We start from the raw sequence: 18,409 nt of genomic DNA on the forward strand, positions 1-18,409 counted from the left end.
GCCCCGATGCGCTTCAACGTTTCCGAATGGGCGCTGCGTAATCGCCAGATCGTCCTGTTCCTGATGCTGTTGCTGGCCATTGTCGGCGCACTTTCCTACACCAAGCTCGGCCAGAGTGAAGACCCGCCGTTCACCTTCAAGGCCATGGTGATTCGCACCAACTGGCCGGGGGCGACCGCCGAGGAAGTCTCGCGCCAGGTCACCGAACGCATTGAAAAGAAGCTGATGGAAACCGGCGAGTACGAGCGCATCGTGTCGTTCTCTCGCCCCGGCGAATCCCAGGTGACTTTCATCGCCCGCGACTCCATGCACTCGGTGGAGATCCCGGAGCTCTGGTATCAGGTGCGCAAGAAGATCAGCGACATCCGTCATACCCTGCCTCCGGGAATTCAGGGGCCGTTCTTCAACGATGAATTCGGCACCACGTTCGGCAATATCTACGCCCTGACCGGCGAGGGTTTCGACTACGCCGTGCTCAAGGATTACGCCGACCGCATCCAGATCCAGCTGCAACGGGTCAAGGATGTGGGCAAGGTCGAACTGCTGGGGTTGCAGGACGAGAAAGTCTGGATCGAACTCTCCAACGTCAAGCTCGCCACCCTCGGCTTGCCGCTGGCTGTCGTCCAGCAAGCCCTTGAAGAACAGAACGCGGTGTCCACGGCAGGTTTCTTCGAAACCAGCAGCGAGCGATTGCAGCTACGGGTGACGGGAAATTTTCAGACGGTCGACGAGATCAAGAACTTCCCGATCCGCGTCGGTGATCGCACCTTCCGCATCTCCGACGTGGCCGACGTGCGCCGTGGTTTCAACGATCCACCGGCGCCGCGCATGCGCTTCATGGCGCAGGACGCCATCGGCCTTGCGGTGGCAATGAAGGACGGCGGTGACATCCTGGTGCTGGGCAAGGCGCTGGAAATCGAGTTCGCCCGCATCCAGAAAAACCTCCCGGCCGGTATGGAGCTGCGCAAGGTTTCCGACCAACCGGCGGCGGTGAAAACCGGTGTTGGCGAGTTCGTGCAAGTGCTGGTCGAGGCGCTGGCCATTGTGTTGCTGGTGAGCTTCTTCTCCCTCGGCGTGCGCACCGGCATGGTGGTGGCGCTGGCGATTCCGCTGGTGCTGGCGATGACGTTCGCCTGCATGTATTACCTCGGCATCGGCCTGCACAAGATCTCCCTCGGCGCGCTGGTACTGGCCCTGGGCTTGCTGGTGGACGATGCGATCATCGCCGTGGAAATGATGGCGATCAAAATGGAGCAGGGTTTCGACCGGGTCAAAGCGGCGAGTTATGCCTGGACCAGTACCGCGTTCCCGATGCTCACTGGTACGCTGATCACCGCGGCCGGCTTCCTGCCGATTGCCACGGCGCAATCGGGCACTGGCGAATACACCCGTTCGATCTTCGAGGTGGTCACCATCGCGTTGTTGGCGTCGTGGGTGGCCGCGGTGGTGTTCGTGCCGTACCTCGGGGAAAAACTCCTGCCGGACCTGGCGAAGATTCACGCCGCCAAGCACGGTGCCGGCCAGCCCGATCCGTATGCCACGCCGTTCTACCAGCGCGTCCGGCGTCTGGTGGAGTGGTGCGTGCGCTGGCGCAAAACCGTGATCCTGGCGACCGTATTGTTGTTCATTGGCTCCATCGTGCTGTTCCGCTTTGTGCCGCAGCAGTTCTTCCCGGCATCGGGTCGCCTGGAGTTGATGGTCGACCTGAAACTGGCCGAAGGCGCTTCGCTGAGCAACACCGCCGACGAGGTCAAACGCCTCGAAACGCTGCTCAAGGACAAGGCCGGGATCGACAATTACGTGGCCTACGTCGGTACCGGTTCGCCGCGTTTCTACCTGCCGCTGGATCAACAACTGCCGGCGGCGAGCTTCGCCCAGTTTGTCGTCCTGGCGAAAACCATCGAAGAACGGGAAGCCCTGCGCACCTGGTTGATCGCAACCCTCAACGAGCAATTCCCGGTGCTGCGTTCGCGGGTCACGCGCCTGGAAAATGGTCCGCCGGTTGGCTATCCGGTGCAGTTCCGCGTGACCGGGGAGCACATCGAGGAAGTGCGGGCGCTGGCGCGCAAAGTCGCGGCCAAGGTTCGCGAGAACCCGCATGTGGTCAACGTCCACCTGGATTGGGAAGAGCCGAGCAAGGTGGTGTACCTGAACATCGATCAGGACCGTGCGCGGGCGCTGGGCGTGAGCACGGCGAACCTGTCGAGGTTCCTGCAAAGCTCCCTGACCGGTTCCAGTGTCAGCCAGTACCGTGAAGACAACGAGTTGATCGAGATCCTGTTACGCGGCACCTTGCATGAGCGCACCGAGTTGTCGTTGCTGCCGAGCCTGGCGGTGCCGACCGATAATGGTCGCAGTGTCGCGCTGTCGCAGATCGCGACCCTGGAGTACGGCTTCGAGGAGGGCATCATCTGGCACCGTAACCGCCTGCCTAACGTGACGGTTCGCGCCGACATCTATGGCAAGGAACAACCGGCGACGCTGGTGCAGCAGATCATGCCGACCCTCGATTCGATCCGCGCTGAATTGCCGGATGGCTACTTGCTGGATGTCGGTGGCACGGTGGAGGACTCGGCGCGTGGACAGAACTCGGTGAAGGCCGGCGTGCCGTTGTTCATCGTGGTGGTGTTGACCTTGCTGATGCTGCAGCTGCGAAGTTTTTCGCGCACGGCGATGGTGTTCCTGACGGCGCCGCTGGGGTTGATTGGGGTGACGCTGTTTCTGTTGGTGTTTCGCCAGCCGTTCGGTTTCGTGGCCATGTTGGGGACCATCGCCTTGTCGGGGATGATCATGCGTAACTCGGTGATTCTGGTGGATCAGATCGAGCAGGATATCGTTGCGGGGTTGAAGCCTTGGCAGGCGATTATCGAGGCGACCGTGCGGCGGTTTCGGCCGATTGTGTTGACGGCGCTGGCGGCGGTGTTGGCGATGATTCCGTTGTCGCGCAGTGTGTTTTTCGGGCCGATGGCGGTGGCGATCATGGGGGGGTTGATTGTGGCCACGGCGTTGACGCTTTTGTTTTTGCCTGCCCTTTATGCTGCCTGGTTTCGGGTTAGGAAGGAGACCGTTTGAGCGGGTACATATCCATTTCTTCGGTAACGGCGGCTGGCGGTTTCGCCCTTACGGCGACTCACTTTTTTACAAGCGCCTAAAAAAGTAAGCAAAAAACGCTCGCCCCGAACGTACGGCCCCTCGCCTGGGCTCGGGGTTCCTTCGCTCCGGCATTCATCCGGGGGCATTGCCCTCCGGTCTGCTTCGCGACGACCTACATGCAATGAGTTCGACTGCGTCAAACGGCGCTGCGCGCCAATCCCCGGATAAACACCTCCACTCAGCCTCCCGAGGGGGCGGGTGGATCAAGATCAAGAGCTGCAGGCGAGCTAACGCTCGGCCTGTTGAGTGGTGAAAAGCGTCTGTGTACGCCGATCTGCCGTTGCTCTTCAGTGGGGGCGGCGCTGCGGCGATTCGACTTGCTCGCGATGGCGGCCTGCCAGCTGACCTGTCTCTTGCGAAAGTACTCGGTCAAATTGTGGGAGCTGGCTTGCCTGCGAAGGCGGCCTGCCAGCCAACAAATCCCTCTCAGATGTACCTGATCCAATTGTGGGAGCGAGCCTGCTCGCGATGACGGCTTATCAGTCAAAAGTGTTTATTGCTCAATCAAGCATTCAGACCATTCCCACAATACTTTCAGGTTGCCAGTCGGAAGGGCGATCCCTAGCCTTTGCCCGTCGCTGCCAATTCAGCGGCCGGGACTGCAAGCCCGCGAATAGTCGTTAGGCGCCTACTTTGGGAGTTTCGCAATGATCAAAGACAGTCCTGATTACTCTGCCTCCGAATCCGAAAAACAAACGAGAACTTCATACCGCCCCTGTCCAATTTTCGCTATCCGCCCAGGCATTAATTCCGAAACCCTGCTGGTCCACGCCTACGAAACCCTCGCCTCAGCCAACGTGATGGCGACCGAGTTGTCATCCAGCCTGATCGGCCCGACGTGCAATCTGGTGCTCGGTATTCAGCAGATGATTGTCCTGGCGCAACTGTCGGTGAGTGACGTGTTGGATCGCCTTGATCCGCAGTAATGGAGAACGGAAAAGCCCGCTGACCTTCACAGGTTCAGCGGGCTTTTCTGGTGTTGTGCGTGGGACCGTTCTCAGACGAGGCTGACCAGCACTTCCTGCCCTGTCAAATGATCGACTCCCAACACCACCGGATGATGTTGAGTGGTGGTAAAGACGAGGATTTTATCGTTGGTGATGCTCGCCCTGATCGCATAGGTATGACCATTCAGAACGTCTGCAAGCTTGTATGTCAGGTTGAAGTCCAGTCCGGCCTTTTCTGCATTGGGGGTGACCTGTACAGCCAGCTCTTTTGCGGGGGCGTCTGCCAGACTGATGTCCAGAAGGCGGACATGAAGTGTCGAGTTTGGCAGCAGCCCAATCCTTTCGAAGTAATGCACTTTGCCACCGATTGACTTAACGGGTTCGTTGTTCATATTGATTTCCTTATCAATGAATCGTCGGAAGTGACGAGTGCTCAACATAGCGCCAATATCACGATTTCCGTGTAGGGGGATTCCTGCGATCCGGAACGAAGAGGCAATGGTAGGAGTCAGAAGCATCCTTTGGTTTCGCCCCGAGGATCCTGTCCCTCGCTGAAGCTCGGCGTTCCTTCGCTCGGCATTCATCCGGGGGCATCGCCTCCACCCAGCCTCCCAAGGGGGCGGGCAGATCAAAAGCAACAGAGGCGGCCTACCGGCCAACCTGATTATCCGGGTGGGCACAGCACCTGTGGGAGCGGGCTTGCTCGCGATGACGGTGTATCAATCGAAGTTGATGTCGACGGACACAGCCTCATCGCGATCAAGTTCGCTCCTTCAATGGCTTCGCAGAGTTCAGAGCGTACCAAACACCTTCTTCGCCAAACTGGTCGCCGCAGATGCCGGGTTCTGGCGGATGGTTTCTTCCTGTTTGCCGATCATTTCGAACAATCCATTCAACGCCTGCTCGGTGACGTAGTTTTCGACGTTGGCATTCTTCGCATCCACTACGCCCATGGTCGCCGCTTGCCCGGCGAACGAGTTGTACTGTTGGGCCAGGCCAACCTTGTCGGTGGCTTGCTTGACGATCGGCAGGAACCTGGCGCGGATCTGTTCGCGGCTGGTCTTGTTCAGGTACTGGGTGGCCGAGTCGTTGCCGCCGTTGAGGATGCCCTTGGCATCTTCCACGGTCATTTTCTTCACGGCATCGACGAGGATGGGCTGGGCCTGGGTCACGGCGGTTTCGGCCGCCTTGTTCATGCTGGCTTCCAGTTCATCGACCTGGTCACCCATGCCGAACTGTTTCATCTTGCTCGCGACCTTGCCCAGCTTGCCCGGCAGTTCGATTTTTACGTCGGGGTTGTTGCTGAAACCACCCGGGGTGCCGAGTTGTTTGACGGCCAGTTGCGCGCCTTGGGTCAGTGCGTCCTTGAGCCCGCCGGTGGCGTCTTTCTGCGACAGGTCGGTGAGGGACAGCGCCAGGGCGTTGGCACAGATCATCAAGCCTGCGCACAGGCCGGCGAAGCGAAGGGTAGGGCGGAACATGACAGCTTCCTTGTTCAAAAAAGAGAATTAGCGAACGGCGTCGACGCGGATTTTCAGCGCTTGCGGGTCCTTGCCATCAAGCCGTACGGCATGGTTTTCGGTGGTGATGAACATCAGCTTGCCGTCGACTTCGATGCGCGCGCTGACCGAGTAGCGATGGCCTGGTTTGACCTGCGCCGGATCGTAACTCAGATGAAACGGCAGTGGCACCTGGCCTTTGACCTGACCTTTCTGTTCGTCGAGGACAATGGCCGGTGCGTCGGCCAGGGACACGTCTTGCAAGCTCACGCTCAGGGTGGCGGTGGGCGGCAGGGCAATGCGTTGCAGGTAGAAGACTTCGCCCTCGAGGCTGGCTTTCGGGGCCGGTTGCATGGATTGACAAGCGCTCAGTAAAGCGGCGAGTCCAAGGAGAGAGATTTTTTTCATGAGGCTGATCCTTGTCATTGGCGCCCGAAATGGACCGGCGCCAACGACAATTTAACGGATTTTTCCAGCAATATCGCTCAACACCCTGTTAATCGGTGGGTAACGAAGTTTTCGATCTAGGAAATGGCATGTCGCAGACAGGATCTACCCGTACTTCCTGTAGTTGCACGCAGCTACCATCCAGCGACACCGGATGGTTTTCAGTAGTCATGTACACCAATTCGGTGTAGTGGGCGATGCGTGCACTGATAGCATAACTATGACCGGGCAAGACATCGGATGCCTTGTACTTAAGAGTGAAGTCCAACCCTGCAACGTCTGCGTTGGGCTTCACGTGCACGGCGATTTGGGCGGGTGCGTCAGCCAGGCTGACATCCAGCAGTTCGACGCTTACCGTTGAGTAAGGCCCCAACTCGATCTCTTGCGGGCAGTACACTTTGCCGCTGATGGTTTTTGCTCGTTCGCTGCTCATTTTGATTTCCTTATCCAGTGATTCGTCGAAGATGACGAGGGCCAAGTGTAGGCATTGACCCCGCCAAATCCTTGTAGGCGAAATCTTCAAATCTACGACGAAAATCCTTGAGCATCTGTGTTCCGTTTCATCGTTGCCAAGAGATTCAGGGCGCGATCGACGGCACCTGATCCGCCGCATCTTCACTGCGATACAGTGCTTCCTGATTTGTTGCCTTGCGCGTGAGGGATTTGCTAATTGTAGGTGCGGGCCTTAAATCGCTTTTCGAGCAGTTTTCAGTGATTTTTTGGCTGATGAAGAGGCTGGTGTCTTGCTGCTGCCAGTTCAGTGTTTTTTAGTTAAACAATAAATACAGGTTTGAGGTAGATGTCCTCGTGATGACGAGTGCCATATTGGAAATCGATCGATAGAAGTTCATCGGCCTTGGCGAGAAGCGTCCCGTCGGGAAGAAAAACTTCTGCGACAATTCGGTATGTAGCGACAGCGCTTTCACTGGAGTCGCGTTCAACAATGAACTCAAATTCCCACCATTTATGCATCAGCGAGTTTTCTTCGTGTGTGTTGATGAGCTTGGATTCATTGTCACTGAGATGTTTGTAAAGACTGGTTTTGGTGGTGTAGTCCGTTTGTATTTCGAATGGGGTTTTGCTGAAAAGAACTTTTCCGGAAATGTGTTTGTTCATCTAACTATCCTTTTAGTTGAGCCTGGAATAGGCATGAAGGATGCTAGCTGATCATTGAAGTCTGGTATTTCGCAGAAATACATCCTTTTATTTCTGCGTGGAAACTCAAGTTGTTGATTATGTGTTCAGCGGGGCTTTTTCCGCCGCACTTTCATTGCCGTGCAACGCCACCTGCCGAATCGACAAACGAATCTCCGCCGGCAAGACCCGTTTGGCCGCGCCTTCGGCCAGTTCACCGAGCAGTTCGTGATAGCTCAGCTTGCCCGCTTCATCACGCTTGAGCACGTCGAGGTCGAGCATGGTCTGGATGAAGTGGCGGAACAGGCTCTTGTCGAAGAATTCCGGGGCGTTCAGGCCATGCAGGATCGACAGGCGCTGGGCCATGACCGTGCACAGGTCCTCCAGTTCTTCGGCGCTGATGCTGTTCTGGCCGCTGTTGAGCAGCAGGGACACGGTCATGTAGAAGCGCTGCAAGGTCTGGGCGATGCTTTTCGACAGCAAGGTCAGCAGCACGAAATGCCGCGAGCTTGGTGCCGGGCGCAGGTACACGTCGTTTTCGAAGCGCAGCAGGCCTTGTTCGACGAAGGCTTCCAGCCATTGATCGATCACCGCATCCAGTTCGTCCAGCGACCAGCGAATGAACAGCTCTGCTTGCAGGTAGGGATACAACGCTCGGGTGTAGCGCAGGATCTGTTCGCGGCTCATGCGCGAGGCGCTCTGGAAGAAGCTCGCCAGCAACGCCGGCAGTGCGAAGATGTGCAGCACGTTGTTGCGGTAGTAAGTCATCAGGACGGCGTTCTGTTCGTCCAGATAGAGAATCTTGCCCAAGGCATCACTCTGCTCGGACAGCAGGTCCATGCCCTTCACGTGCTCGATCAGCGCCCGGCCATCGCCTTCCGGCAAGGTGGTGTGCGGCGAATACGGGACCTTGCGCAGCAGCGCCAGGTACAGATCCAGCACCCGCGCCATGGCCCGGTCATCCAGCGCCAGTCGGGTGGTCGACAGCAGCGCCAGCGCCACCAGGTTGACCGGGTTGATCGCCGCCGCTTCGTTCAGATGCCGGGCGACTTTCTCGCCGAGGCGGTTGGTGGTTTCGTTGAGCCAGGCAGGTCTGAATTGCGGGCCGAGTTCCTGTTTGCGCCAGTCCGGCTGCTCGCCGTCGAGGAATTCCGCCAGTTTGATCGGCTCGCCGAAGTTCACCGCCACCTGGCCGAAGCGCTGCTTGAGTGCGCCAATGACTTTGAAGATGTCGAAGATCGACTCTTTCTTCTTGGCCGCACCGCGCAATTCACCAAGATAGGTTCGACCTTCCAGTACGCGCTCGTAGCCGATGTACACCGGCACGAACACGATCGGCATACGCGACGAACGCAGGAAGCTGCGCAGTGTGATCGCCAGCATCCCGGTCTTCGGTTGCAGCATGCGCCCGGTGCGCGAACGGCCGCCTTCGACGAAGTACTCCACCGGGAAGCCCTTGGTGAACAGGGTGTGCAGGTATTCGTTGAACACCGAGGTGTAGAGCGGGTTGCCCTTGAACGTGCGGCGCATGAAGAACGCGCCGCCGCGACGCAGCAGGCCGCCGATCACCGGCATGTTCAGGTTGATGCCGGCGGCGATGTGCGGCGGAGTCAGGCCGTTGCGGAACAGCAGATAGGACAGCAGTAGGTAATCGATGTGGCTGCGATGGCACGGCACGTAGATCACTTCGTGACCCTGGGCGACCTTCTGCACGCCCTCGATGTGATTGACCTTGATGCCATCGTAGATCTTGTTCCAGAACCAACTCAGCACCACTTCCATAAAACGGATCGCAGTGTAGGTGTAGTCCGAGGCGATTTCGTTGCCGTAGCGCAGCGCTTGAGCTTTGGCCTTCTCAGGTGAAATGTTCTCGCGCTCGGCTTCGTCGAGGATCGCTTGTTTGACTTGTGGCTGGTTCAGCAGGCCTTTGACCAGGTTGCGGCGGTGGGAAATGTCCGGGCCGATCACCGCAGCTTTCAGGTTGCGAAAGTGCACCCGCAGGATGCGTTGGGCCATGCGCACGGTACGCTCATGGCCCTTGTTGTGCTCGATCAGTTCGCGCAGGTGGATCGGTGCGGAAAACTGCACGCGGGTCTTGCGCCCCAGCACGATGACGCTCAGCAAGCGACGCAGGCGCCCGGTAACGGCCCAGCTGTCGGCGAACAGGAGTTTCCATGGGCTGTTTTCGCTGTCTGGCGACTGGCCCCAGAACACGCTGACCGGAATGATCTGCGCATCTTCGGCGGCGTTCTGGCTCAGGGCGCTGACCAGGCGGGTCAGTGTCGGCGGCGCGCCGCGCTTGTCCTGGCGGCCGAGCCAGTCCGGGTCCGGCGTCAGGTAGAAGAACGCGGCAGGTTCCAGCAGGTTGCCGACCGATACCGGTAGCACCGGGCGTGGCAGGCCGGCCTTGCTGCACTCGGTGTCGACCACGGCGAGGTCGGTCAGCGAAGGGTTTTGCAGGACGTAGAACACCGGACGACTGCGGTCGAGGTTGAGGGTGAACGACGACTGGTTGATCGTCTCGGAGCGAACCCAGAGGTACAACAGTCGGCGCAGGGTGCCAAACACAAGACGGCGGAACGGGGAGCGGGTCATACGGCTTCTGCGTGAGTGAATAAAACCGAGCGTTTGCTCGGCAGGCCGATAGTGTGCCGGATTCGCTGAAAATCGGCAAAAAAGCGCGAAAGTAAACTCTTGTTGAGAGTTTTAACGTCTGTCATATACTCGGCGCTCTGTCGCCGTTGCCCTCATGGGACCGGTATGCGCAGGCTGACGTTCCCGAGGCTTTCCTGCGAAAAGCCCGATCAATAATAAAAAGGGAGTATGAACAAATGGCAACACGCGAAACCGGCAACGTGAAGTGGTTCAACGACGCCAAGGGCTATGGCTTCATTCAGCGCGAGGACGGGGTGGACGTGTTCGTGCATTACCGCGCGATTCGCGGTGAAGGCCACCGTTCGCTGACCGAAGGCCAGCAGGTTGAATATGCGGTAGTCGAAGGGCAGAAGGGGTTGCAGGCTGAGGATGTTGTGGGGTTGTAATCCACTCTTCAGATCACACAAAACTACTGTGGGAGCGGGCTTGCTCGCGAAAGCGGTGTGTCAGTCAAAGTTGATGTTGACTGATGTACCGCTTTCGCGAGCAAGCCCGCTCCCACATTTATTCGGTGTCGCTTGCTGTTAAGCGGTTTTCCAGGTGATCTCTTCTTCACCATCGGCGCTGATGCGAATCCAGCGATCGGCGGTCTCTTCACCTTCTTCCTCGACCCAGGTGCCCGGCGCGCAACGCACTTCAACGTTCAGCGCGGCAAACGCAGCGCGGGCGCAGGCGATGTCGTCGTCCCATGGGGTCTGGTCGCTTTCCAGGTACAGGCTGTTCCACTTGCCGACGGCCTTTGGCAGCCAGGTCACTGGCACGTTGCCGGCCTTGCACTTGTAGGTCTGGCCCTTCTGGACCCAATCCGTGCACGGGCCCAAGGCCGCACCGAGCCAGGCGGAAATGGCCTTGTGGTCGACGTCGGCGTCTTTCAGGTAAATCTCGATATCGGGTTGGCGCATGGATGTCCTCACTGCGGGTCTGAAAAATCCATTCGCGGATTTAGCCGGTTTCGGGCACTCGCCCGGAACCAAAAGTTATTGAAGAACGAAATAATCGTAGCGCATTGATACGGTGGTCTCGAACGGCTCGGCCTGTTCGATCACCGCGGCACGACGCTCGGCACTGGCGCGCCAGCCGTGGGGCGTCATCGCGAGAAGATTGGCGCGGTCCTGTGGCTTGTCCAGCGTCAGCTTGAACGTCAGCGTCTCGCTGTGCGCCAGTGCCATGCCTTCCGGCACCAGGTCTAGATGCTTGTCGTCAATGTACTCCCGGACTTCGTCGTACAGCCGCTCACGCAGTTCCATCAGATGGCCGCTGGTCGGTCCGACTTTCATCAGGCCGCCGCCGGGGCTGAGCAGGCGCTTGGCTTCTTCCCAATCCAGCGGGCTGAAGACACTGGCCAGGAACTGGCAACTGCCGGAAGCCAACGGCACCCGTGCCATGCTGGCGATCAACCAGGTGAGCTGCGGGTTGCGTTTGCAGGCGCGTTTGACCGCTTCGCGGGAGATGTCCAGGGCATAACCTTCGGCATCCGGCAGGGCTTCGGCGATTTGCGCGGTGTAGTAACCCTCGCCACAACCGATGTCCAGCCAGTGCTGTGGCGCGTAGCCGGCCGCCAGTTCCGCCAGACGCTTGGCCACCGGGGCGTAGTGCCCGGCATTCAAAAAGTCGCGGCGGGCTTCGACCATCGCCTGGTTATCCCCAGGGTCGCGGCTGTTCTTGTGCTGCACCGGCAACAGGTTCAAGTAACCCTGGCGAGCGCGGTCGAAACGATGCCCGGCGGGGCAGGCCACGCCGTTGTCCACCGCATTCAGCGGCTCACTGCAGATCGGGCACGCAAGCATCAGGCGAGCAACTTGATCAGGGTCTGGTAGTAGATTTCGGTGAGCACGTCGAGATCGGCTGCCAGCACGCGTTCGTTGACCTGGTGGATGGTCGCGTTGACCGGGCCAAGCTCAACCACTTGGGTGCCCATGGTCGCGATGAAGCGGCCATCGGAGGTACCACCGCTGGTGGACGCCTTGGTTTCACGACCGGTGATGTCCTTGATGCTCGCCGACACCGCATCGAGCAGCGCGCCCGGTTCGGTGAGGAACGGCAGGCCGGACAGTGCCCAGTCGATGTGCCAGTCCAGGCCGTGCTTGTCGAGGATGTCGGCGACGCGCTTTTGCAGGCCTTCGACTGTCGATTCGGTGGAGAAGCGGAAGTTGAACACCGCCACCAGGTCACCCGGAATCACGTTGGTCGCGCCGGTGCCGGAGTTGACGTTGGAGATCTGGAAACTGGTCGGCGGGAAGAAATCGTTGCCATGGTCCCAGTGCTCGGCAGCCAACTCGGCCAGAGCCGGGGCAGCGAGGTGGATCGGGTTCTTGGCCAGGTGCGGATAGGCCACGTGGCCTTGCACACCGCGCACGGTCAACTTGGCGCCGAGGGAGCCGCGACGGCCGTTCTTGACCACGTCACCCACCAGGGTGGTGCTCGACGGTTCGCCGACGATGCACCAGTCCAGACGTTCCTTGCGCGCGGCGAGGCGTTCGACCACAGCCTTGGTGCCGTGGTGCGCCGGGCCTTCTTCGTCGCTGGTGATCAGGAAGGCGACTTTGCCCTTGTGATTCGGGTAGTCGGCGACAAAACGCTCGGAGGCGACGGTCATGGCGGCGAGGCTGCCTTTCATGTCGGCGGCGCCACGGCCGCAGAGCATGCCGTGTTCATCGATCAGCGCGTTGAACGGTTCGATCTGCCAGGCTGCCACCGGGCCGGTCGGGACCACGTCGGTATGGCCGGCGAAGCACAGCACCGGACCGTCGTCCTGGCCGTGGGTGGCCCAGAAGTTATCCACATCCTCGATGCGCATCGGTTCCAGGGTGAAACCGGCATCGCCCAGGCGCTGCATCATCTGCTTCTGGCAATCGGCGTCGATCGGCGTCACGGACGGACGGCGGATCAGGTCGATGGCGAGTTGGAGGGTCGGCGAAAGGTCGGCGTGGGCCGTCATGGAAAACTCCGGAAACATGAAATTGGGCATGGGCTTTAATGTGGGAGCGGCGGTTCGACGCTTCGACTTGCTCGCGAATGCGGTGTGTCAGTCAACATACTCCCCGACTGTTACAACCCATTCGCGAGCAAGCCCGCTCCCACAGGAATTGTGTGTGGTCAGTAAGACCTATATCACGCCAAGCCCCGCAAAATGGCGCTTATCTTAAAGCAAAACGGCGACCATTGGCCGCCGTTTAGTGCATCCGCAGAGATTTAGACGACAGGTGCCGTTTCCGGCTCGGCGACCGGTTTTGGCAGCGACGACAGGAACGCCATGATCAGCGCCGCCAGGTACGGCAGCGACTGCACCAGCAGCATGGTCACCCAGAAGCGCATGTCGTTGCTCGGCATGCCGTTCACCAGGAAGATCCCCAAGGCAGCGCCCCACAAAAGCAGCATGATGAACATCTCTTCCCGGGCTTCCGAAATCGCCACCCAGAAGCCGTGGTTATCGGCGTTTTTCGGCGTACGGAAGAACGGAATGCTGCTGGTGAAGAAGCCGTACAGCACCGCTTTGGCGATGGTGTGGGACAACGCCAGGCCGGCCAGCGCCGCGCAGAAGGCATCCTTCAAATTCACTCCAACCGCTCGGCGGTAGAGGAAGATGATCTTGGCGACCTTGAACACGAACAGCGCCAGCGGCGGGATTGCGAAGATCAGCAGCGGCGGATCGACCCGTTGCGGCACGATGATCATCGCCGCCGACCACAACAGCGCGCCGACGGTGAAGAAGATGTTCATGCCGTCCGCCACCCACGGCAACCAGCCCGCGAGGAAGTGGTAGCGCTGGCCACGGGTCAGTTCGGTGTCCTTGCCGCGCAGCAGGCTGGCGGTGTGGCGCTTGATGATCTGGATCGCTCCGTAGGCCCAGCGGAAACGCTGTTTCTTGAAGTCGATGAAGGTATCGGGCATCAGGCCTTTGCCGTAGCTGGTGTGGTAATACGCCGCCGACAGGCCTTTTTCAAATACCCGCAGGCCAAGCTCGGCGTCTTCACAGATGCACCAGTCGGCCCAGCCCAGCTCTTCGAGCACCGAGCGACGGGTCATGGTCATGGTGCCGTGCTGGATGATCGCGTCACGGTCGTTGCGGGTGACCATGCCGATGTGGAAGAAGCCCTTGTATTCCGCGTAGCAGAGCTTTTTGAAGGTGCTTTCGTTCTGGTCGCGGTAATCCTGCGGCGACTGCACCACGGCGATTTTCGGATCGGCGAAGTGCGGCACCATGTGCTTGAGCCAATTCGGGTGCACGCAGTAATCGGAGTCGATCACGGCAATCACTTCGGCATCCTTGGCGGTGTGCGGGATCAGGTAGTTCAGCGCGCCGCCCTTGAAGCCGGCCAGCGGTGCCACGTGGAAGAACTTGAAGCGCGGGCCGAGGGTTTCGCAGTAATCGCGCACCGGTTCCCAGACCGCCGGGTCCTTGGTGTTGTTGTCGATGATCAGGACTTCGAAATCCGGATAGTCGAGGTTGGCCAGGGCGTTGAGGGTCTGTTTGACCATCTCCGGCGGCTCGTTGTAGCAGGGCACGTGGATCGAGACTTTCGGTCGGTAGTCCGAATCGCCTACCACGGGCAGGAATTCACGCCGGCGTTTGTGGGTCCAGACGGTCTCGGCCAGTTCGTGGGCTTCGGTCAGCAACACGATAAACACCCCGAGCGCACCGAGGGCGAGCAAGAAGCCCACCGTCAGGCTGAACCAGGTGCTGTATTGCTGGCTGTAGTCGTAACCGATCCACACCAGTGCCGAACCACCGAGGAACGCGGTGAAGGTCAGGAAGGTCCGGCCGCGTTGACGCAGGGCCGAGCCGTCGATCATCAGCAGGGTCAGGGACAACAGCGCCAGTACCACGGAGCCGACCGCCAGTACCCGCCATTGCGGAATCGCAACGACCGGGCCTTCGAAGTTGAACTTCTGCTGGCGTGCGGCGTTGAACACGCCCCAATAGGCGCCAACGGAACCTTCGTCACTGGCTTTCCACGGCTGGTCAAACGCTTCGATCACGAAGTAGTTGAAGCCCTGGCGGTTGAGCTTGTTGACCAGGGTTCGCAGGTAGATCGCCTGGTCTGCCGGTGAGGCATCGGCGCCACCGCGCATGCGGCCGTTGCTCGGCCAGCCCACCTCGGACAGCAGCAGTGGCTTTTTCGGGAACATCTTCTTCAAGTCGCGGGCGCGGTCGAGGACGAACTGCCCGGCCTTGTCCATCGGGACGAACTCCCAGTAAGGCAGGATGTGCGCGGCGATCAGGTCGACGTGCTTGGCCAGTTCCGGGTGTTCTTCCCAGACGTGCCACTGTTCGGACGTGGTCACCGGCACTTTCACGGCAGCGCGCACGCGATCGAGCATGACGCTGAGTTCCTGGGCGGTGATTTCCTTGCGGTAAATGGCCTCGTTGCCGACCACCACGCGAACCACGCTGCGCGAGGCGTTGGCGATTTCAATGGCGCGGGTGATTTCCCGTTCGTTGCGTTCCTGGTCCGGGCTGATCCAGATCCCCAGGGTCACCCGCAAGCCGAACTCTTCCGCCAGTTTCGGGATGTTCTGCAGCGTGCCATCGACCGAGTAGATGCGGATGTTGTCCGTCAGCTTGCTCATGATCTCCAGGTCGCGACGCATCTGATCGTCGGTCGGGTACTGGTCCTTCTGCGGGAACTGGCCCTGTTGGAATGGCGAGTACGAGAAGCCGGAGATCTGTTCAGGCCAGTTGGGGGCGGTGACCGGGCGGTTGATCAGCGCCCAGAAGCCGGTAAACAAGGCAGCGATGGCGAGCACCACGACCAGGTTGAGTCCAAATTTACGCGATGACATAGTTATTTCGGGTTCCAAAGACTGTGGAACGAAGGAACGGTTGGCGGTCGCCAAGGGGCGCGCATCCTACACCGGGCATTCTCTGGTCGTACAGCGGACAGGGAATTGCCGGACATTGGGCAGTTAACTTTCACATAAGTTCTTACACTTGCAGCTTGAAGCTTAAAACTTGTAGCTGCATAGCCCTATAATGCGCGCCGGTTTTTGGGGTAATGGTCATGAGTACAGAAGATCCGCGGTTTGCTGGCATCGCCCGTTTGTATGGCATCGAAGGCCTTGAACGCCTGCGCGCGGCCCATGTGGCGATCGTCGGCGTCGGTGGTGTCGGTTCCTGGGCGGCGGAAGCCATGGCCCGTTGTGGCGTGGGCGAGATTTCCCTGTTCGACCTCGACGACGTCTGCGTCAGCAACGCCAACCGTCAGTTGCACGCGCTGGACAGCACGGTGGGCAAGCCAAAGGTCGAGGTGATGGCCGAGCGTCTGCGCGGGATCAACCCGGACTGCACAGTGCACGCGGTGCCTGACTTCGTCACCCGCGAGACCATGGCCGAGTACATCACGCCGAACATCGACTGCGTGATCGACTGCATCGACAGCGTCAACGCCAAGGCCGCGCTGATCGCCTGGTGCAAGCGGCGCAAGATCCAGATCATCACCACCGGCGGCGCAGGCGGGCAGATTGACCCGACGTTGATCCAGGTCTGCGACCTCAATCGCACGTTCAACGATCCGTTGGCGTCGAAAGTGCGCTCCACGCTGCGTCGCGACTACGGCTTCTCACGCACCGTGACTCGCCATTACAGCGTGCCGTGCGTGTTTTCCACCGAGCAACTGCGCTACCCGAAACCGGATGGCAGCATTTGCCTGCAGAAGAGTTTTGTCGGTGATGGGGTGAAGCTCGACTGTGCCGGCGGGTTTGGCGCGGTGATGATGGTGACGGCGACCTTCGGCATGGTCGCGGCGACCAAGGCTGTGGACAAGATTGTCGCGGGGGTGCGGCGGCCGGCGGATCGGGTCAAGCTTAAGGATTGAGGTTGTCGCTGATGGCCTCTTCGCGAGCAAGCCCGCTCCCACATTGGATTTCGGTCGTACACAAAAACTGTATTCACTGAAGATCAAATGTGGGAGCGGGCTTGCTCCGGGCGGCGATCCGACGAAGGCGATTAACCTGCCAACTCATTCATTCGCTGAAGTACGGCATTGAGGCCATTACTGCGGGACTCGGACAATTGCCGCCCCAACCCCAACTGATTGAACCAGTCCGGCAAATCCACCTGCTGCAACTCAGCCGCCGACAACCCGTTGACCCGCGCCAGCAGCAACGCCACCAACCCGCGAATCAACCGTGCATCGCTGTTGGCGCTGAATTGCCAATGGCCATCGCGCAATTCTCCCACCAGCCACACCTGGCTTTCACAGCCGTGCACCCGGTTGGCATCGCACATCTGCGCATCACTCAAGGCCGGCAGACGCTCACCCCATTGCATCAGCAGGCGTGCGCGTTGTTCCCAGCCGGCCGCTTTCTGAAAGATGTCCAGTGCCGTCACAGCATCGACGGGCAGGTTCATCGCAATAGCTCCAGCGCCTGATCCAAGGCTTCAAAGAACCGCTCCAGGTCTTCGGAATCGTTGTACAGCGCCAACGACACCCGAATCGCTCCGGCCAGTTCGAAGCGTTTGAGCAGCGGCATCGCACAGTGATGGCCGGCACGGACCGCGATCCCTTGTTCGGTCAGCAAATGCGCGAGATCGGAGTTATGCACACCCTCGACGGTGAAACTGGCCAGCGCCACTTGTGGCTTGCCCAGCAGGCGAATGCCGTTGCGCGCCTCCAGGCCCTTGAGCAGGCAGGCATGCAGCACCGCTTCATGGGCGGACACGGCGTCCTGATCGAGCCCGGCGAGGTAATCCAGGGTCGCTCCCAGGCCGATCACACTGGCAATCGGCGGCGTCCCGGCCTCGAAACCCAGCGGTGCCGGGCGAAAGCGTGCGTCGTGGTAATTGGCATCGAGCACCATTTCACCGCCGAACTGCCAGGGACGTAGCTGTTGCAACGCTGTATTGCGCCCGAACAGCACGCCCAGGCCATCTGGGCCGTAGAGCTTGTGGCTGGAGAACACATAAAAATCGCAGCCCAGCGCTTGCACGTCGTGGCGGCCATGGACTACGCCCTGGGCGCCGTCGATCACGGTCAGGGCATTGTGCGCCTTGGCCAGTGCCAGCAATTCAGGCAGCGGCTGCCACGCGCCGATCACGTTGGACAGTTGACTGACGGCCAACAGACGCGTGCGTGGGCCGATCAAACCGGCGGCGGCTTCAAGGTCGATCACGCCGTCGGCATCCAGCGGCAGGATCACCAGTTTCAGCTCGCGACGGTGCGCCAGTTGCTGCCACGGCAGCAGGTTAGCGTGGTGTTCCAGGGCGCTGATGACAATCTCGTCGCCCGGATTGAAAAGGTGTTCCAGGCCATAGGCCAGGAGATTCAGCGCGGACGTCGCGCCGTGGGTAAAGATGATCTGCCCGCAATCGCCAGTATTGAGCCATTGCGCGACTTTGCGGCGGCTGTCCTCGAACGCCTGGGTGGCGTGGGCACCGGGCAAATGCTGCGCCCGATGCACGTTGGCCGCGCCGTTGGCGTAGTAGTGCGCCAGGGCATCGAGCAGGGCTTGAGGTTTTTGCGTGGTGGCGGCGTTGTCCAGATAGGTCTGGTCTTGCCGTTGCAAGGCGGCGATGGCCGGAAAATCGGCACGCCAGGGAGAGAGAATCATCATGCTATCTGGCCCTGGTGAGGG

The 18,409-nt window shown here is 59.9% G+C and carries 16 protein-coding genes; 4 read left to right on the top strand and 12 right to left on the bottom strand.

Translation table 11 applies throughout. From position 1 onward, the window contains the following. The first annotated feature begins 6 nt into the window (after positions 1-6). Both AC3IT6_RS05520 and AC3IT6_RS05525 read left to right on the top strand, forming a co-directional pair. Positions 7-3,072 (top strand): efflux RND transporter permease subunit, encoded by a 3,066-nt coding sequence (locus AC3IT6_RS05520; RefSeq protein WP_489354560.1) that lies wholly within the window; start codon positions 7-9, stop codon positions 3,070-3,072. A gap of 728 nt (positions 3,073-3,800) precedes the next feature. Next, positions 3,801-4,079, top strand: a complete 279-nt coding sequence (locus tag AC3IT6_RS05525) for a DUF6124 family protein (RefSeq protein WP_489354561.1) — start codon at positions 3,801-3,803, stop codon at positions 4,077-4,079. A 71-nt stretch (positions 4,080-4,150) separates the two neighbouring features. Here AC3IT6_RS05525 and AC3IT6_RS05530 read toward each other — a convergent pair whose 3' ends face one another. The 6 genes from AC3IT6_RS05530 to plsB all read right to left on the bottom strand — a co-directional run bounded on the left by AC3IT6_RS05530 (position 4,151) and on the right by plsB (position 9,775). Next, complete coding sequence (locus AC3IT6_RS05530) at positions 4,151-4,492, bottom strand: YbaY family lipoprotein (RefSeq protein WP_489354562.1); 342 nt, start codon at positions 4,490-4,492, stop codon at positions 4,151-4,153. 399 nt (positions 4,493-4,891) lie between these two features. Continuing rightward, on the bottom strand, positions 4,892-5,581 hold the full coding sequence (locus AC3IT6_RS05535) for a DUF4197 domain-containing protein (protein WP_489354563.1): 690 nt from the start codon (positions 5,579-5,581) through the stop codon (positions 4,892-4,894). 27 nt (positions 5,582-5,608) lie between these two features. Further along, on the bottom strand, positions 5,609-6,007 hold the full coding sequence (locus tag AC3IT6_RS05540) for a YbaY family lipoprotein (RefSeq protein WP_489354564.1): 399 nt from the start codon (positions 6,005-6,007) through the stop codon (positions 5,609-5,611). A gap of 88 nt (positions 6,008-6,095) precedes the next feature. Beyond that, on the bottom strand, positions 6,096-6,479 hold the full coding sequence (locus AC3IT6_RS05545; protein WP_489354565.1) for a YbaY family lipoprotein: 384 nt from the start codon (positions 6,477-6,479) through the stop codon (positions 6,096-6,098). Between the two features lie 338 nt (positions 6,480-6,817). Beyond that, entirely contained in the window at positions 6,818-7,162 is a 345-nt protein-coding gene (locus tag AC3IT6_RS05550; protein WP_489354566.1) for a hypothetical protein, read from the bottom strand. A gap of 117 nt (positions 7,163-7,279) precedes the next feature. Beyond that, the gene (gene plsB, locus AC3IT6_RS05555; RefSeq protein WP_489354567.1) at positions 7,280-9,775 is read right to left on the bottom strand and encodes a glycerol-3-phosphate 1-O-acyltransferase PlsB; all 2,496 of its coding nucleotides are present in this window, start codon (positions 9,773-9,775) and stop codon (positions 7,280-7,282) included. 236 nt (positions 9,776-10,011) lie between these two features. On the opposite strand from plsB, the gene AC3IT6_RS05560 reads away from it, so the two are divergent. After that, positions 10,012-10,221: a cold shock domain-containing protein gene (locus AC3IT6_RS05560; protein ID WP_007954750.1), complete on the top strand. Its 210-nt coding sequence runs from the start codon at positions 10,012-10,014 to the stop codon at positions 10,219-10,221. A 138-nt stretch (positions 10,222-10,359) separates the two neighbouring features. On the opposite strand, the gene AC3IT6_RS05565 is transcribed toward AC3IT6_RS05560, so the two are convergent. From AC3IT6_RS05565 to AC3IT6_RS05580, 4 genes are all read right to left on the bottom strand, one after another. Next, on the bottom strand, positions 10,360-10,737 hold the full coding sequence (locus AC3IT6_RS05565; protein WP_046041100.1) for a hypothetical protein: 378 nt from the start codon (positions 10,735-10,737) through the stop codon (positions 10,360-10,362). 75 nt (positions 10,738-10,812) lie between these two features. Then, the gene (locus AC3IT6_RS05570) at positions 10,813-11,622 is read right to left on the bottom strand and encodes a putative RNA methyltransferase (protein WP_489354568.1); all 810 of its coding nucleotides are present in this window, start codon (positions 11,620-11,622) and stop codon (positions 10,813-10,815) included. Continuing rightward, complete coding sequence (dapE, locus tag AC3IT6_RS05575; RefSeq protein ID WP_223458812.1) at positions 11,622-12,773, bottom strand: succinyl-diaminopimelate desuccinylase; 1,152 nt, start codon at positions 12,771-12,773, stop codon at positions 11,622-11,624. The genes AC3IT6_RS05570 and dapE overlap by 1 nt, the downstream gene beginning before the upstream one ends. Before the next feature lie 254 nt (positions 12,774-13,027). Further along, entirely contained in the window at positions 13,028-15,619 is a 2,592-nt protein-coding gene (locus AC3IT6_RS05580) for a glycosyltransferase (protein ID WP_489354569.1), read from the bottom strand. Positions 15,620-15,837: 218 nt separating this feature from the next. Between AC3IT6_RS05580 and tcdA the strand changes: the two genes are divergently transcribed. Then, entirely contained in the window at positions 15,838-16,650 is an 813-nt protein-coding gene (gene tcdA, locus AC3IT6_RS05585) for a tRNA cyclic N6-threonylcarbamoyladenosine(37) synthase TcdA (protein ID WP_489354570.1), read from the top strand. Between the two features lie 131 nt (positions 16,651-16,781). Here tcdA and AC3IT6_RS05590 read toward each other — a convergent pair whose 3' ends face one another. Both AC3IT6_RS05590 and AC3IT6_RS05595 read right to left on the bottom strand, forming a co-directional pair. After that, positions 16,782-17,186, bottom strand: coding sequence for a SufE family protein (locus tag AC3IT6_RS05590; RefSeq protein WP_489354571.1), 405 nt, complete (start codon positions 17,184-17,186; stop codon positions 16,782-16,784). Then, positions 17,183-18,388, bottom strand: coding sequence for an aminotransferase class V-fold PLP-dependent enzyme (locus tag AC3IT6_RS05595; RefSeq protein ID WP_489354572.1), 1,206 nt, complete (start codon positions 18,386-18,388; stop codon positions 17,183-17,185). The genes AC3IT6_RS05590 and AC3IT6_RS05595 overlap by 4 nt, the downstream gene beginning before the upstream one ends. Positions 18,389-18,409: the final 21 nt, after the last annotated feature.

It is taken from the genome of Pseudomonas sp. KH_017 (assembly GCF_057840285.1).

Bases quoted from the DNA above. Each gene is read 5' to 3' on its own strand.
- AC3IT6_RS05520 (WP_489354560.1), top strand. From the start codon at position 7: ATGCGCTTCAACGTTTCCGAATGGGCGCTGCGTAATCGCCAGATCGTC.
- AC3IT6_RS05525 (WP_489354561.1), top strand. From the start codon at position 3,801: ATGATCAAAGACAGTCCTGATTACTCTGCCTCCGAATCCGAAAAACAA.
- AC3IT6_RS05530 (WP_489354562.1), bottom strand. From the start codon at position 4,492: ATGAACAACGAACCCGTTAAGTCAATCGGTGGCAAAGTGCATTACTTC.
- AC3IT6_RS05535 (WP_489354563.1), bottom strand. From the start codon at position 5,581: ATGTTCCGCCCTACCCTTCGCTTCGCCGGCCTGTGCGCAGGCTTGATG.
- AC3IT6_RS05540 (WP_489354564.1), bottom strand. From the start codon at position 6,007: ATGAAAAAAATCTCTCTCCTTGGACTCGCCGCTTTACTGAGCGCTTGT.
- AC3IT6_RS05545 (WP_489354565.1), bottom strand. From the start codon at position 6,479: ATGAGCAGCGAACGAGCAAAAACCATCAGCGGCAAAGTGTACTGCCCG.
- AC3IT6_RS05550 (WP_489354566.1), bottom strand. From the start codon at position 7,162: ATGAACAAACACATTTCCGGAAAAGTTCTTTTCAGCAAAACCCCATTC.
- plsB (WP_489354567.1), bottom strand. From the start codon at position 9,775: ATGACCCGCTCCCCGTTCCGCCGTCTTGTGTTTGGCACCCTGCGCCGA.
- AC3IT6_RS05560 (WP_007954750.1), top strand. From the start codon at position 10,012: ATGGCAACACGCGAAACCGGCAACGTGAAGTGGTTCAACGACGCCAAG.
- AC3IT6_RS05565 (WP_046041100.1), bottom strand. From the start codon at position 10,737: ATGCGCCAACCCGATATCGAGATTTACCTGAAAGACGCCGACGTCGAC.
- AC3IT6_RS05570 (WP_489354568.1), bottom strand. From the start codon at position 11,622: ATGCTTGCGTGCCCGATCTGCAGTGAGCCGCTGAATGCGGTGGACAAC.
- dapE (WP_223458812.1), bottom strand. From the start codon at position 12,773: ATGACGGCCCACGCCGACCTTTCGCCGACCCTCCAACTCGCCATCGAC.
- AC3IT6_RS05580 (WP_489354569.1), bottom strand. From the start codon at position 15,619: ATGTCATCGCGTAAATTTGGACTCAACCTGGTCGTGGTGCTCGCCATC.
- tcdA (WP_489354570.1), top strand. From the start codon at position 15,838: ATGAGTACAGAAGATCCGCGGTTTGCTGGCATCGCCCGTTTGTATGGC.
- AC3IT6_RS05590 (WP_489354571.1), bottom strand. From the start codon at position 17,186: ATGAACCTGCCCGTCGATGCTGTGACGGCACTGGACATCTTTCAGAAA.
- AC3IT6_RS05595 (WP_489354572.1), bottom strand. From the start codon at position 18,388: ATGATGATTCTCTCTCCCTGGCGTGCCGATTTTCCGGCCATCGCCGCC.